The 13,233-nt window shown below is 65.4% G+C and carries 13 protein-coding genes; 8 read left to right on the top strand and 5 right to left on the bottom strand.

Annotated features, from left to right (window positions below; translation table 11 throughout):
* Positions 1-59: 59 nt before the first annotated feature.
* Positions 60-728, bottom strand: coding sequence for a deoxyribonuclease V (gene nfi, locus FIV42_RS25380; protein WP_141200402.1), 669 nt, complete (start codon positions 726-728; stop codon positions 60-62).
* 187 nt (positions 729-915) lie between these two features.
* On the opposite strand from nfi, the gene FIV42_RS25375 reads away from it, so the two are divergent.
* Positions 916-1,506, top strand: coding sequence for a hypothetical protein (locus FIV42_RS25375; RefSeq protein WP_141200401.1), 591 nt, complete (start codon positions 916-918; stop codon positions 1,504-1,506).
* Between the two features lie 146 nt (positions 1,507-1,652).
* Here the strand turns inward: FIV42_RS25375 and FIV42_RS30415 are convergent, their stop codons facing one another.
* On the bottom strand, positions 1,653-3,518 hold the full coding sequence (locus FIV42_RS30415; RefSeq protein ID WP_222615320.1) for an SEC-C metal-binding domain-containing protein: 1,866 nt from the start codon (positions 3,516-3,518) through the stop codon (positions 1,653-1,655).
* 287 nt (positions 3,519-3,805) lie between these two features.
* Here FIV42_RS30415 and FIV42_RS25365 point away from each other — a divergent pair, with 287 nt between their 5' ends.
* Positions 3,806-4,621 carry a DUF6261 family protein gene (locus FIV42_RS25365; RefSeq protein WP_141200400.1) on the top strand — a complete coding sequence of 272 codons (816 nt, stop codon included), beginning with the start codon at positions 3,806-3,808 and terminating at the stop codon, positions 4,619-4,621.
* Positions 4,622-5,330: 709 nt separating this feature from the next.
* Here FIV42_RS25365 and FIV42_RS25360 read toward each other — a convergent pair.
* Positions 5,331-5,912, bottom strand: a complete 582-nt coding sequence (locus tag FIV42_RS25360) for a hypothetical protein (protein ID WP_141200399.1) — start codon at positions 5,910-5,912, stop codon at positions 5,331-5,333.
* Between the two features lie 166 nt (positions 5,913-6,078).
* Here FIV42_RS25360 and FIV42_RS25355 point away from each other — a divergent pair, with 166 nt between their 5' ends.
* The 5 genes from FIV42_RS25355 to FIV42_RS25330 all read left to right on the top strand — a co-directional run bounded on the left by FIV42_RS25355 (position 6,079) and on the right by FIV42_RS25330 (position 10,694).
* Positions 6,079-6,402, top strand: coding sequence for a hypothetical protein (locus tag FIV42_RS25355; protein ID WP_141200398.1), 324 nt, complete (start codon positions 6,079-6,081; stop codon positions 6,400-6,402).
* Between the two features lie 175 nt (positions 6,403-6,577).
* On the top strand, positions 6,578-7,360 hold the full coding sequence (locus FIV42_RS25350) for a GNAT family N-acetyltransferase (RefSeq protein ID WP_168210940.1): 783 nt from the start codon (positions 6,578-6,580) through the stop codon (positions 7,358-7,360).
* A 309-nt stretch (positions 7,361-7,669) separates the two neighbouring features.
* Positions 7,670-8,398, top strand: coding sequence for a hypothetical protein (locus FIV42_RS25345; protein ID WP_141200396.1), 729 nt, complete (start codon positions 7,670-7,672; stop codon positions 8,396-8,398).
* 159 nt (positions 8,399-8,557) lie between these two features.
* Positions 8,558-10,117, top strand: coding sequence for an LVIVD repeat-containing protein (locus tag FIV42_RS25340; RefSeq protein WP_141200395.1), 1,560 nt, complete (start codon positions 8,558-8,560; stop codon positions 10,115-10,117).
* 91 nt (positions 10,118-10,208) lie between these two features.
* Positions 10,209-10,694: an LVIVD repeat-containing protein gene (locus FIV42_RS25330; protein ID WP_141200394.1), complete on the top strand. Its 486-nt coding sequence runs from the start codon at positions 10,209-10,211 to the stop codon at positions 10,692-10,694.
* 117 nt (positions 10,695-10,811) lie between these two features.
* On the opposite strand, the gene FIV42_RS25325 is transcribed toward FIV42_RS25330, so the two are convergent.
* A complete protein-coding gene (locus tag FIV42_RS25325; protein WP_222615319.1) occupies positions 10,812-11,138 on the bottom strand; it encodes a zinc-binding dehydrogenase in 327 nt (108 codons plus the stop codon).
* Positions 11,139-11,221: 83 nt separating this feature from the next.
* Complete coding sequence (locus FIV42_RS25320) at positions 11,222-12,331, bottom strand: synaptic vesicle VAT-1 family membrane protein (RefSeq protein ID WP_141200393.1); 1,110 nt, start codon at positions 12,329-12,331, stop codon at positions 11,222-11,224.
* Positions 12,332-12,547: 216 nt separating this feature from the next.
* Here FIV42_RS25320 and FIV42_RS25315 point away from each other — a divergent pair, with 216 nt between their 5' ends.
* Entirely contained in the window at positions 12,548-13,177 is a 630-nt protein-coding gene (locus FIV42_RS25315; protein WP_141200392.1) for a type 1 glutamine amidotransferase domain-containing protein, read from the top strand.
* Positions 13,178-13,233 lie beyond the last annotated feature (56 nt).

Below are 13,233 nucleotides of genomic sequence, written 5' to 3'. Positions count from 1 at the left end.
CTACGCAATCTCCCAGCAACCCACACCTCCACGAAGTCATACAACCCCAAACCCGCACCTCATTCCAACGCAGCCCGGCGCATCCGGTTGACCTCGTTATGGGCGTGTCGGATCGGCTCGGGGATCCGATACTTGGGGCTGAACCGCATGATCTGGCGGCGGGCGGCCGGCAGCGTGATCTTGTGGCCGACCGACACATAGACCGGATTGACCTCGGCGCGAGTACGCAACACCGACCCGATGACCTCGCCCTCCCGATCGTAGATGCTTCGGTACGAGCCCTTGTCAGGCGCCGGATCGCGATGCTCGCCGCACAGCAGATTCTTGGCCGAGCCGATGGTAGGAATGTCGAGGAGTACGCCCATGTGGCACGCCAGCCCGAACTTGCGCGGGTGGGCTCGGCCCTGGGCGTCGCAGACGAGCAGGTCGGGTTCGACGTCGAGCTCTTCCCAGGCCTGCAGCAACGCCGGCGCCTCGCGAAACGACAGGTAACCCGGCACGTACGGAAAGAGCGCGCGACACTCGGCCCGCCCCACGTCGACCACCTCGAGCGTCTTGGCGTCGAGCACCACGATGGCGGCAAACATGTCGTCCGAGCCCTTCGAAAACGACGCATCCGCCCCGGCGACCAAGCGCACCGGCCCGGGCAGCGGCGCCTCGCGCACCTTGTCGCGCAGTTCTTGCTGGATCTGCTTGGCTTGTTCGAAGGTGATATCCCAATCGTGCATCGTCTTCGTCTCCACTCGGCTTCGATGGACCGTTTGCTCCCGCTGCCCCACGCGCCTGCTGCCTTCAATCATCGACGTTTCTCGCCTACCATGAGGGACAACGCAAACGCAGCACAACACAGCCTCGCCCGCCGTCCCCGAGATGGTGGCGGCCCGAGCCGGTGCCGCCCGACAGCACGGAAGTCCGATGAGAACCGCAACGACCACAATCCTTCTGCTCACGCTCCTGACGGCCTCCCCCGGCTGGGCCGAGCAGCCCGACACGACGGCCGACGCGCCGACCCGCCCCGCCGACGGCCTGCGCATCTTGTCGGAGGTCGGCTTCGGCACGCTGGGCCTTGTCGGCGGCGCGATCGTGGGGGGCGTCATGACCATGGGCGGCACGGTGGCCGCGCAGCCCCGCGACGGCCAGGTTCCGTCCTTTGCCGAGATCATCCCTCTGCTGATGATGTCGACCGGCACGGTCCTCGGCACCTACTACGGCGGGAACTGGCTCGAGGGCAACGGGACCCCGCAGGGGACTTTGGGCGGATTTCTGGTGGGCGCCGTCGCCGGCGGAGGAACCGTGTGGCTGGTCACCTCACTCGTCGACGACCCCTCCACCAACACCAAACTCGCCGCCGTGGGCGCAGCCGCCGTGATGGCCGTCGGCGGGGCGACCATCGGCTACGAGTGGACCGACGAGCCGCCCGAGCCGAGCCCACCCGACCTCGACATCTTCGGCGCCCCCACGCCCACGCTCGACGGCGGCACCGTCGGGGTACGCATCACCTACTAGCCCGCCACCCGATCCGTCGCTCACCCGCACAGAATGCGCCTCGCCGGGGAACCTGGTTCCCTTACGACGGGCTCCCTTACGACCGCCGCGATGGCGCTACCGGCTCATCATCACCCAACCCGCTCGGCCATCCGCCTGACATCACGTCATCTGCGATTAGCGCCATAAGCTCTATCCAACGCATCCGCCGCATCCGCGAACCCTCGCACCAGCAGCGGATGACGGCCAGTCGCGCGCACGTACTTGGCGCCCACGTCGTTGATTCGCTGCCCAAAGTGCCCTTGGATCGCCTCGACCAACTCGCCACGCTCGATGAAGCCGCGCTGCGCCAGCCAGGGAGTCAGCCGCACCACGGCCTCGAAGAACGCCGCCGCCGAGTAGGGGGCCCCGAACATGCCCTCGTCGTAGACGGCCTCGGCGAAGCCCTCCGCTAGATCGGGATGCGGCGCGAACCGGGGCCCCTCGCGCCACTCTTCTCGCAGCGCTTTGAGTTGGCGACGCATCGCCTTCGATTGCATTGCCTGTTTGGTGGCGTACGCATCTTGGAACGGGTCCTCACACCGGGCGTTGTGCTCGAGAAACGCGCTCAAATGCTGAACCGCAAGCAAGGCCTTGAAGGGATGCCAGCCTTGAGCATCGACCAAGTCGCGGCCGAACGCGAACGTGACCGATTCGATGACTCGGTCTGCGTCGTCGAACTCTGCGGCTGAAGCCGCGTCGAAGCGCGCCGGCTCGGCACCCACAAACTCGGTCACGTACCGCTCGACTCGCCCGGGGTCGAGCTCCTCCCACATATCGCCGAGCACATCGCGCAGCTCCTGCAGGGTGTGCGCCCTGTCGATGTCCTCTTCGGCCCAGGCGGCCAGCTGCGCCAGTGCCGCCCAACTGGCCCACTCGGTATAGGCGTGCGGCATCAAGTTCTCGCCCTCTCGGTACTCGGGCCACTTTTCACTCAACCAGTCCAACAGCCCTGTTTCGCCGGCGTAGGCAAGTAGCTCGAACTCCCGCAAGACTAAATCCGGCGCGCTGGCCGGCTCCTCGAACATCAACGCCAGCGCCTCGTCGAGGTACTCGCGGTGTCCTGCCAGGGCGAACTCGACCGCCATCGACCCGAGAGACCCAGACTCCTGCTTTGCAACCTCGGGCCGCCGAGCTCGAAGCCGCGCCAAGGTCTCGAGCCACTCCTTCCGTCGACCTTCCTCCTGACACGGCGCCCCGAGCCCCTCGACCATCAACGCAAACGCCCATTCGGCGTCGAAGTCCGGGGCGTTGTCAATCCGCTCGCGGGCCATCTCGAACTTCTGGTCGAGGCCGGCGTCGTCGAAAGCCTCCCAGAACTGGTCCCACTCGACATAGTGCTCCGAGGCGCGCATCTCTTGGGTGCGCAGCATCTCTCGGGCTTCTTCGATCCGACGCGCGAGATCCCAACTCTGCGCATCCGAAACGGGGCGCGCAGCCGCCTCCTCCAAAACCTCGAGCGCCCGAGCTGGCTCGGCGGGCTCGGCGTCGAGAAGCACGTCGGCCAACGTGCAGTAGGCGCGGGCTTCTTCGGGGTGCGCGTCGATATGCCGCCGGCAGATCGCCTCGGCCTCGTCTGTGCGACCGGCTCGCCCCAACAAAAAGGCGCGTTCGGCCTCGACCGACCGGCGGAACGCGTCGTCTTCTGCAGAAAAGCGCGCCACGATCTCTTCGGCGAAGCTCGCCCCCAGGGAGGCCGCCTCGGCGCTCGAACCCGATTGCCTGCGCCACATCGTGAGCATGTCCCACACCCAGTTGTGGATGTCGGGCCCCGCGTCGCCGAGCGCCGCTGTCGCCCCGGCGAGGGTGTCGACGTCGTCAGGAAGCCGCCGTTGCAGCTCCGCCCAACCACGCGGCGACACCTCGATGGCCGGCGTGGGCCTGCGCGGCGCCACCCTCCCGCTGGCCACTTTTTGCTTTCTCAGGCAACATTTCTTGTATTTGCGCCCACTTCCGCAGGGGCAAGGATCGTTTCTTCCGATGTCGGAGCTCATGTCGCCACCCTTGTTGAGAACGTTTATGAATGACCTGCACTGACCGTACACACGTGGGGCGGAATGGACAAACGCGAGCGCCCCTTCCCTTCGCGCCCCTCCTCTGGCATCATCACCCTATTCTGGCAATTGTAGCGGGAGGGGGATGGCACCTCCCGGCTGAGTCGGCCTCGCCGGCTCGAGCCCCCGGTTGGACGCAGTACGGGTTTTGGCTGTTGCCGCAGTCGCCATGTGTCCGTGACCTCGCCTGGGAGGTCACTGCTCGACCCAATTGTGAGGAGACTAAGATGCGTATACGCGGCTTTTTCGACCTGTATCAGATGGGCGTGGGGAGCTTGCTCTTTTGTCTGAACGACATCGAGCGCCAGCTCGCCACGCTGTCGCAGCCCAACGCGCCCCTGGAGACGCGTGTGGCCGCGGCGATTGACAAGTGCCACCACGCGCGCTCGCTGCGCACCAAATGGCTGTCTCAAGACCGCACCACCACCCAATCGCGTGGCGGGGCCGCCGAGACCGACAACGCCATCGACAGCACCCTGTCGGGCGTCAACTACAACCTGGGCGTCCTGGTGCGAAGCCCGGTCGACAGCGACCAGCGCACCAAGGCCCGCGAGCTTCGTCAGGACTTCTTTGCCAATGGCGTGCGCCCCTTTACCAGCATCAAGTACGAGGAGCAGCACGCTGCGGTCGACGAGATGCTCGGCCGGCTGCGCGGCGAGTATGCCGAGCATGTCGCCGCGTGCGGGCTGAACGTGCTCGTCGACCAGCTCGAGACGCTCAACTCGCGCTTCGGCGCCCAACTCGACGTGCGCCGGCGAGACGTGGTGGAGTTCGACGACGTCGAAGCCGCCGAAGACGCCGCGCGTGATGGCTTCGCGCGCGTGCTGGCGACCATCCTCGCCGACTACGCCGACCAGCCCGAGGTGATGAGCGCGCTGCTCGCCCAGGTCCAAGACCAGCAAGAGCGTATCGCCACCTACGTGCGTCGGCGCGGCAACACCCCGGAGGTCGATCCGGGCACCGGTGAGGTCGTCGAGCCCCGAAGCGGCGACGATATCGACGAGCCCTCCCCGGCCACCGACCCCGAGCCGGTCGAAGCCTGACCACCGGGTGTCTTTGGTCTGACCACGACGCCGACCGCCCCGGGATGCGGTCGGCGTCGTCGCGTCTGCGCCCCGCCCCGAACCACCCGGCATCCCTTCGCTCACGACCGAGCGTCGCGCTCGACGCCCTCGGGTCCTCTGTTTTCCAACCCGACCGCCGCCCCCAACAACCCCGAGTCCTCGTCCTCGCCACTCGACCGCCATGTCGACCGACCCTGCATGCTCGCGCGCTGCGCTCGACGTCGCGCTCGAGGACCCACGGTCCTTCTGCACCAAGGTCGAGTGTCACGCCAAAGGACCCTGCGTCCTTTCAGGCGACGCCCCACCGTCGCGAAAGAGAACCCGGGGTCCTTCCGCGCGTCGCTCGACTCGCGCGATCGAGGACCCTGCATCCTTTCAGGCAGCGCTCGACCGCCGCCGACAAGGACCCTGCATCCTTCGGCGCGACGTCCGACCGCCGCGAAAAAGGACCCGAGGTCCTTTGCACCGAGGCCGAGTCACGTTCTCGAGGACCGGGGGTCCTCTTTCGTGACGGTCACGTCTCGTGACAAAGGACCCAGGGTCCTTCGGCGTCTCGGCCGGGTTCCACGCCACAGGACCCGGGGTCCCTGGGGACGGCTCGCGGGGCGATCTTTCGGGACCTCAATGCCCGCAAACCCGCACAGAATGCGCCTCGTCGGGGAACCTGGTTCCCCTCCGAGAGTCCAACCTACCCGGCATCCACTTCACAGCGGGGCAGCTCGTCGTACTCTCCCGAGACGTGCACCTTTGCCGACTTGTCGTCCTTCTTGTTGGTCGCGTCGAACTCCCATTCGGCGGAGAGGGTCTTGTCGCCGACTTCGGTGACCGTGAAGGTCCCCGATGCATCTTGGTTGTAGGAGCCCTCGAAACCTTTGGGCTCGACCATATTCGACGGGTCGTAGGTGAGGTCGGCCTGGACCACGTCCATGCGATCGCGGTACTTGGACTCGTAGTCGCCCACAATCTTTACCTCGTCGCCCTCCTTCAGGCCGACCGGGTAAATCAGCGTCATCTCGAAGCCGTCCACGACGGCATTGACTCGACACTTGTTTCGCTCGTTCTTCTTGCTCTTGCTGTGTGAGATGTACGGCGACGGCACGCCCAGGCTCGTGTCGAACTCTCCGGTGACCTCGAAGGTGACGACGTTCTCCTCGTCACTCGAGTCATCCGAGCCACCAGCGGCGTCGTTACCTTTGTCACATCCCACCAGGATGGCGGGCACGAGCGTGCACAACAAAACGGGTCCGGCGATCTTTCGCATTACATTCATAGTCTTCCCCAGTGTCGTTAAGAAACAGTACACCGGAGTGTAGGCGTCGCACCTGCGAACTGCAACCACGTGGCGGCGACGCGCCTCCACCCGCACCGCCTCCCCCGGGCTCGTGTCTACGTTTACACCGCAGTCCACGAGACGTACCCGCAAACGGAGACCGACAATGCGCAAGTACCTCAATCCCGTGACCGCCGTGATCATCGGCGTGCTCGTTGTCCTGCTGGCCTTCGCCACCTGGACCGTCTTCGGCACCGGCGAAGACGGCGATTCGGTCCAGTCCGAATTCTTCGAAGAGGAGTCCCCCGCCGAGCGCACCGGTCCGATGGGCGGCGGGCCCATCGACACGCCCCAAGGTGTCGTCGAGCCCGACGAGTCGGAGCAGCGCGAAGTCGAGGTGCCCCCGGGCGCGATCGACCAAGAGTACCCGGTGCTGGAGTCGGCCGACGAGCCAGCCTCCGAGCCCGCCGACTCGCCTGACGAGCGTTGATTGCAATCGCGCAGCATCGTGAACATCTGCGGTGCTCGCGACGATAAGACATCTTATGTAACATTACCGCTGCGCGTCGCTCCGAATGTGTTGGTACCGCGCAGGCCTTGCAGGTCCGCGCCTCGTCGGGGAACCTGGTTCCCTTACGGCCAACAGTACACACACGTTTTTGAGCATGAAACCATCCAGCCTAGACAAGACGCTCGAGGCCGCCACCGCCGACTGTTTTTGGGTGCCGCCGCACGTCACCGTCGTCGAGCGCGAGGCGATCAAATACTCGCATTCACCCCAGCCCACCGTCGGCTACAACCGCGTGATGCGCGTGCGTCCGTCGCTCGAGCCAGTCGAGGCGTTGGTCGACGAGGTAGTGGGCGCCCACCAGGGAGGCGCGAGCCGGTGGCACATCAACCCGATGAGCGACGCCCCGGAGCTTCGAGCTGCGCTCGTCCGTGCAGGATACGAACCCGGGCACCGGCACTTCGCGTACGGTATCGGGACCGAGGCTTACGGCCGGAAGGCGGCGCACGGCATCGAAGTGCGCCCGGTCGCGTCGGTCGACGATCTGCGAACGCTCTACGCCATCCGTGACGCTGTCTTCGGCCGCGCCCCCGAGCTTTCCGACGAGGACCTCGCCCGCGAGGTCGACGACTGTACGGGACCGGGGCGCCGAGTCGCGCGCTTCGTGGCCTACCGAAACGACGAGCCCGCCGGCGCCTGCGGACTCACCTTCTTCGACGCATTGAGCTTCGGGCTCATCTGGGCGGGCGGCGTGCTCGAGGCGCATCGCGGCCACGGCGTCTACACCGCCATGTTGGCAGCCCGGGCCACCGCGGCAAGACGGCGCGGTATTGAGCGACTGGGACTCTACGCCCGGCGGGAGACCTCGGCTCCCATCGTGGCCGCCCAAGGCTTCGAGCAGCACGGCTACATGGACTACTTTGAGCGGGCGCTCGCGTGACTGCGCCGAAAAACGAGTCAAACGCTCGCACACCCGCATAGAATGCGCCTCGTCGGGGAACCCGCCTCGTCGGGGAACCTGGTTCCCTTACGAGGTTTCATGAGACCGGACACGCACCATTTGGAGGGGACGCCCCTCCACCTCCGGAGCATTCCCTATCCACCGGCGGCGCCTTCCATCTCCCACACACCTACGCGAGATACCACGTTGCCTCTCTACGGCCTTTTTTGAGGCTTGGTACGGCCCCTGCAAGGAGTGACTGGCGAGTCACAATGGTTGTTTGTACCTGCTACCTACAAGGGAGTTGCCATGCAGAAGCTCATCATTACGACCTGTCTTTTTGCCATCGCGAGCGCGCTCGTCGGATGCAGCCACGCACACGTCTACTCGCCGCCGGCACGCATCGCGCCGCTGGAGTCTTCCAAACCTGTCGCCGAGGACAGAACCACCGGCGGCGTGTCGGTCAGATCGGAAGGTGAAATCTTCGGGCTGGCCGCGGCGAGTGCGACCTTGAAGGTCCGCCACGGCGTTACCGAACACTCCGAGGTAGGCGTCGACGCCAACTTCATGACGATTGACGACTCCGACGCTGCGGCTGACCTCGATCCGACCATCTGGAGCGCGCGGGTCGGCGGAAAGTGGGCGCCCGAGTTGCTCGGCGACCACGTGGCGTTGATTTACGGCGTGGGCGGCGGCACCTCTGACGGTGGTCAGCATATCTCACCGGATGTCGGCCTGGTTGTGGCCTACGAGAACCCGTATGTCGTTCCATTTGCCTCGGTCGACGGCTTTGTAAGCGAGCCCATCAACGCCCAACCGATCGACGTCAGCTCCGAAAGAGAGGGTCTGGGCACCAACATCATGACTGCTCAACGAACCTGGGGAGCGACATTCGCCGGCGGAGTCAAGGTGCCGATCGAGGCCGGCGGCTCGACCATCTCGCCGATGGTCGGCATGACCCGCTCGGTGTTGACCGACGGTGAAGAAGACGCCGACACCTACGGCCTCAACCTCGGCGTGGACGTAACCTTCGAATGAACCGTTGAATGATCCGACGCCTCGCTCAAAGCGCGCTACGCTCCGCCTCGTCGGGGAACCTGGTTCCCTTACGTCCGCGCAGCATCGTGGACAGCTCGCCTCACTGCGCGTATCGTGCGTCGGCTCATTTCCTTCGAAGATGACGGGGAGACCGGACGCATGCGTGACCGATACGGGATCACACTCCTTTGTTTGCTGCTGGCCCTGGGCGGGTGCCGCGAGCGTCGAGACACTGACATGAGGCCCGACGCCGCGGCGCACGATGCCGCGACGCGCGTCGATGGGTCTGGTGTCGATGTGTCTGATGCCGATACATCCGGTACCGATACACAATCGGACGCCGACACGTGGACGTCCGTCGCCCCAAGCGCTCCGGCCCAGACGTGCACCTTCGACATGCCCGAGTTGCTCTTCCAGCGCAAGGTCGGCCGAGACGGCTTTATCGAACATCCCGACGACTCGCGTGATGCAGCGATGAGTGTAGCCGTCGAGGGGGAGCACGCTTACGTGGCGGCGGGACAGGAGGGACTGCTGGTCTTCGATATCTCCCAGGTAAGTGCGCCGAGATTTGTGGGCGGCGTGCAACTCCAAGCTTCCACAGAAGACGGCGAGGAACCTGTCTCTTTCCGCAGGGTCGAGCTCGATGGAGGCTACGCTTATGTCTTGCAGCGTTGGGCGCCGCGCGACCTGTGGGTCATCGATGTGCGTGATCCTGCGTCCCCCACCCCAGTGGGCTCTCTGCAGATCGATTGGGCCAGCGACACCGCGTGGGACGGCGCCCGAGACATCATCGCCATCGACGCAGGAAGGTTGGCGGTGTCGACGACGGCCGGCGTCCAACTCTACGATCTCTCCGACCGCGCCGCCCCGCGACTGGCAGCCACCATCACCTCGCCCGGTACCGTGGACACGCTCGCTTTTCGCGGCAATCAGTTGCTCACGAGCGAAGCGTATCCGCAGGCCTACAGGAGCATACGAGTGTTCGACGTTGCGGACCTCGACGCTCCCGACTGGATCGGCCAGCTCCAGGGAGTCGATGCCGACAGCGAGTTCGCCTTCGCAGGCGATGTGGCCTTTGCAGCGCGGCGGAATGAAATGCTCGCCGTCGACCTATCCGACCCCGCCACCCCTACGCTGCTCGACACCCTCGAGTTGTCGACCAGGGTAAACGGCCTAGACGTCGCCGACTCGACACTCTACGCCACAACGGTGCTCGGCGGTGTTGCCGCCGTCGACATCTCGGACCCCACCTCGCTTCGACTCCGAGGGCGCTCGCCGATCACTCGAGGCATGGATGACGTCGAGGGCATCGGCGAACTCGCGCTGGTCGCCGCAGGCTACGACGGGCTGGTTGTGATCGACTTTCACAACATCGAGGGTTCACCGAAGAGACACTCCTTTCCGGCGCGCAGACGCGGCTTTGGTGCGTCGACGGATATGGCCGTGGCCAATGGCTTTGCGCTCGTCACTGGGCTCGAAGAGGGCATAGAGTTATGGCGAGTCGACCCCGTCGACGCGGTCGCTCGCATCGGGAACATCCCAACCGATGAGCCGACCGCGCAATTAGAGGTTCGCGGCGACCGCGCCTACGTCACCGGCCGCGGCCTTTACGTCTTCGATATCGCATCGCCGCGACAGGCAACGCTACTTGGCGAGTCCCAGCCAATCCCCCGGGGCGCAGGATGTCGTGCTTCGCGGCCGCCACGCGTTTGTCTCTAGCCTCGAAGGTGATCTATACGTCGTCGACGTGCTTGACCCGGCGCGGCCTTCTGTAGTGAGCGTTGTGCGGGGCGTGCCGCCGAGCCGGGCGATGGTGGCTGAAGGTCAGCATCTATACGTCGCCCCCGCCAAAAGAGGCGACCCGTTGGAGGTCCTCGACATCAGCGACCCGGCGGCGGTCCGCACGGTAAGCAGTTATGAGCTTCGGTGGCCGGTTTTTGATATCGCCACGACCCGTCAGCGCCTCTACCTCTCCGAAGAAGCCAGCAGTGATTTTCGCGTGCTCGACGCCTCCGACCCGTCGCGTCTGACAGAGCTCACCACCTTGGAGATCTCGGCGGTTGAGACCGCGCGGCTCACGGCCAGCGAAGACTACGTATACTATTCATCGAGCAGAGGCGGTCTCTTCTTTCTCGACGCACGCACTCCCGACGCCGCCGTACGCGCACTCGCCGTAAACACCGGTGGGGTGGTCAGCGATGAAAAACCGGTGGTGGTCTCCGACGACCTCGTTTACGTAGAAACAGACGAAGGACTCTCCATTTTCGACCTGTGTAAGACGACCTCGTCGCCGTGACCTGCCGCGACGGCCCTAATCACCGCTCGACCACACAGAATGCGCCTCGTCGGGGAACCTGGTTCCCTTACGAGCCCCCAGAAAGTCGTGCGCGCGACGGCCCCCGTTCGCCCTCCTCTATTCGGGGACCAGAATGAGCTTTCCCACCGTCTGCCCGGACTCGATGTCGGCGTGGGCGCGGCCGACCTCCTGCAACGGGTACGTGGTGACCGGAGCCGGCTTGATCGAGCCCTCGCCGATCCAGCGCTGCAGGTCATCGACGGCTTCGGCGAGCATGTCGGTGCGGTCGAAGAGGTAGCTCAGGTTGAAGGCCAGCACGCTCTTGCCCGCGTTGGTCATGTCGAGTGGGTTGAAGCGCGGGGTGCGAAGCCACCCCGAAATGAGCTTGAGCCAATTGGGCTTGCCGCCCCTGCGGGGCATCATCGTGTGGAACCCGTAGATCACGAGCTTGCCGCCTCGTCGGGGAACCTGGTTCCCTTACGAGCCCCCAGAAAGTCGTGCGCGCGACGGCCCCCGTTCGCCCTCCTCTATTCGGGGACCAGAATGAGCTTTCCCACCGTCTGCCCGGACTCGATGTCGGCGTGGGCGCGGCCGACCTCCTGCAACGGGTACGTGGTGACCGGAGCCGGCTTGATCGAGCCCTCGCCGATCCAGCGCTGCAGGTCATCGACGGCTTCGGCGAGCATGTCGGTGCGGTCGAAGAGGTAGCTCAGGTTGAAGGCCAGCACGCTCTTGCCCGCGTTGGTCATGTCGAGTGGGTTGAAGCGCGGGGTGCGAAGCCACCCCGAAATGAGCTTGAGCCAATTGGGCTTGCCGCCCCTGCGGGGCATCATCGTGTGGAACCCGTAGATCACGAGCTTGCCGCCTCGGCGCAGGTGCTCGTAGCTGTCGCCGAGCGTGGCGACTCCGTTGGCGTCCAGGATGACGTCGTAGCCCTGCGGGGCGAGGCGCTCGGCTTCGGCCCACAGGTCCTGGGTGGACTTGTCGATCACATGGTCGGCGCCGTGCTCGCGCGCGGTCTCGATCTTGTGCGTGCCGCCGACCACCCCGACGACCTCGCAGTCGGCTATCTTGGCGAGTTGGACGAGGCTGCCGCCGACGCCACCGGCCGCCGAATGCACCAGGACCCGTGCGCCGGGGCGAGGATGGGCGAGTTCGAGGAGCGCGTACCAGGCGGTAATAAAGACGGTTGGCAGCCCGGCGGCCTGCGCGAAACTCATGGAGGCGGGCTTGTCGAAGATGTAGGGGCGCCGCGTGACCAGGTGACTCGTATAGGCACCGAACCGGGACACCGCGCAGACCTCCCGGCCGACTTCCACGTCGTCGACGTCGGGCCCCACCTCGACAATCCGCCCGGCGACCTCGAACCCCGGTGTGATCGGCCAGCCGACGAAGTCCTTGGCCGACTGGTACAGCCCCATGCGAACGAGCACGTCGGCGTAGTTGACCCCGGCCGCCTCCACCTCGACGAGCACCTCGTCGGCTTGGAGCCGGGGCACCGGCTCTCTCTCGATTTGCAGCTTGTCGTAGCTGCCCGCCGAGTGGATGACGACCTTCTCGCGCACCTTCGGTCGGGGCCCTGGCGGCTCCTCTCGACGCGCGTCTTGGCCTTGCTCTCGCTCCTTCCCATCGCTCATCGCGTGCTCCTCGTGATTCGTCTCACCAATCGGGCCTACAAGGTGCCATCGATTCGCCGCCCGATCCATCGCACACCCGCACAGAATGCGGCCTGTCGGGGAACCCCCTTCCCGTACGCCGCGGCGCGATAAGGTTGAAAGTGGAACAACCACCAACGAGGCGCCGGATTCCCGCGCCTCTTTCCACGCTTTCGACCCAACCGAGGAGTAAAACCCATGGCCAACCGACTGGAGAACAAAAAAATCGCGATGCTCGCGGCCAACGGCTTCGAGCAAGTCGAGCTCGAAGAGCCGATGAAGGCGCTGCGCAATGAGGGCGCCGAGGCGGTGCTCGTCTCGCCGGAGTCCGATAAGGTCAAAGGCTGGCAGCACGACCACTGGGGCGACGAGTTCGACGTCGACCTCGAACTGAACAAGGCCGACGCCGGCGACTTCGACGGCCTGCTCATCCCCGGCGGCCAGATGAACCCGGACTTCTTGCGCGCAAATGACAAGGCGGTCGACTTCGTGCGCGCCTTCTTCGAGCAGCACAAGCCGGTGGCGGCCATCTGCCACGGCCCCTGGATGCTCGTGGAGGCCGACGTCGCCCGCGGCCGCACCCTCACCTCGTACAACTCGATCAAGACCGACCTGAAGAATGCCGGCGCGAACTGGGTGGACGAAGAGGTCGTGGTCGACGAGGGCCTCGTCACCAGCCGCAACCCGGGTGACCTCGAGGCGTTCTGCGCCAAGATGGTCGAGGAGTTCTGCGAGGGAAAGCACGCCGAGCAGACCACCGGCGAGCAAGAGAGTTTCCGGCGTCAACGCGGCGGTCCTGACAGCGGTGACCGACCGCAGGTGCGCTGACCACCTCAATCGCAGCTTACCCGCATAGAATGGGCCTCGTCGGGGAACCTGGTTCC

The sequence above is a fragment of the Persicimonas caeni genome (genome assembly GCF_006517175.1).
Classification (GTDB): Bacteria; Myxococcota_A; Bradymonadia; order Bradymonadales; family Bradymonadaceae; genus Persicimonas; species Persicimonas caeni.
The sequence above is the reverse complement of the archived record's forward strand: the minus strand, read 5'-3'. Positions and strand labels throughout refer to the sequence as shown.

Excerpts from the sequence above, each read along its gene's own strand:
- FIV42_RS25360 (WP_141200399.1), bottom strand. The coding sequence starts at position 5,912 with ATGAATGTAATGCGAAAGATCGCCGGACCCGTTTTGTTGTGCACGCTC.
- FIV42_RS25375 (WP_141200401.1), top strand. The coding sequence starts at position 916 with ATGAGAACCGCAACGACCACAATCCTTCTGCTCACGCTCCTGACGGCC.
- nfi (WP_141200402.1), bottom strand. The coding sequence starts at position 728 with ATGCACGATTGGGATATCACCTTCGAACAAGCCAAGCAGATCCAGCAA.
- FIV42_RS25320 (WP_141200393.1), bottom strand. The coding sequence starts at position 12,331 with ATGAGCGATGGGAAGGAGCGAGAGCAAGGCCAAGACGCGCGTCGAGAG.
- FIV42_RS25315 (WP_141200392.1), top strand. The coding sequence starts at position 12,548 with ATGGCCAACCGACTGGAGAACAAAAAAATCGCGATGCTCGCGGCCAAC.
- FIV42_RS30415 (WP_222615320.1), bottom strand. The coding sequence starts at position 3,518 with ATGAGCTCCGACATCGGAAGAAACGATCCTTGCCCCTGCGGAAGTGGG.
- FIV42_RS25345 (WP_141200396.1), top strand. The coding sequence starts at position 7,670 with ATGCAGAAGCTCATCATTACGACCTGTCTTTTTGCCATCGCGAGCGCG.
- FIV42_RS25355 (WP_141200398.1), top strand. The coding sequence starts at position 6,079 with ATGCGCAAGTACCTCAATCCCGTGACCGCCGTGATCATCGGCGTGCTC.
- FIV42_RS25340 (WP_141200395.1), top strand. The coding sequence starts at position 8,558 with ATGCGTGACCGATACGGGATCACACTCCTTTGTTTGCTGCTGGCCCTG.
- FIV42_RS25350 (WP_168210940.1), top strand. The coding sequence starts at position 6,578 with ATGAAACCATCCAGCCTAGACAAGACGCTCGAGGCCGCCACCGCCGAC.
- FIV42_RS25330 (WP_141200394.1), top strand. The coding sequence starts at position 10,209 with ATGGTGGCTGAAGGTCAGCATCTATACGTCGCCCCCGCCAAAAGAGGC.
- FIV42_RS25365 (WP_141200400.1), top strand. The coding sequence starts at position 3,806 with ATGCGTATACGCGGCTTTTTCGACCTGTATCAGATGGGCGTGGGGAGC.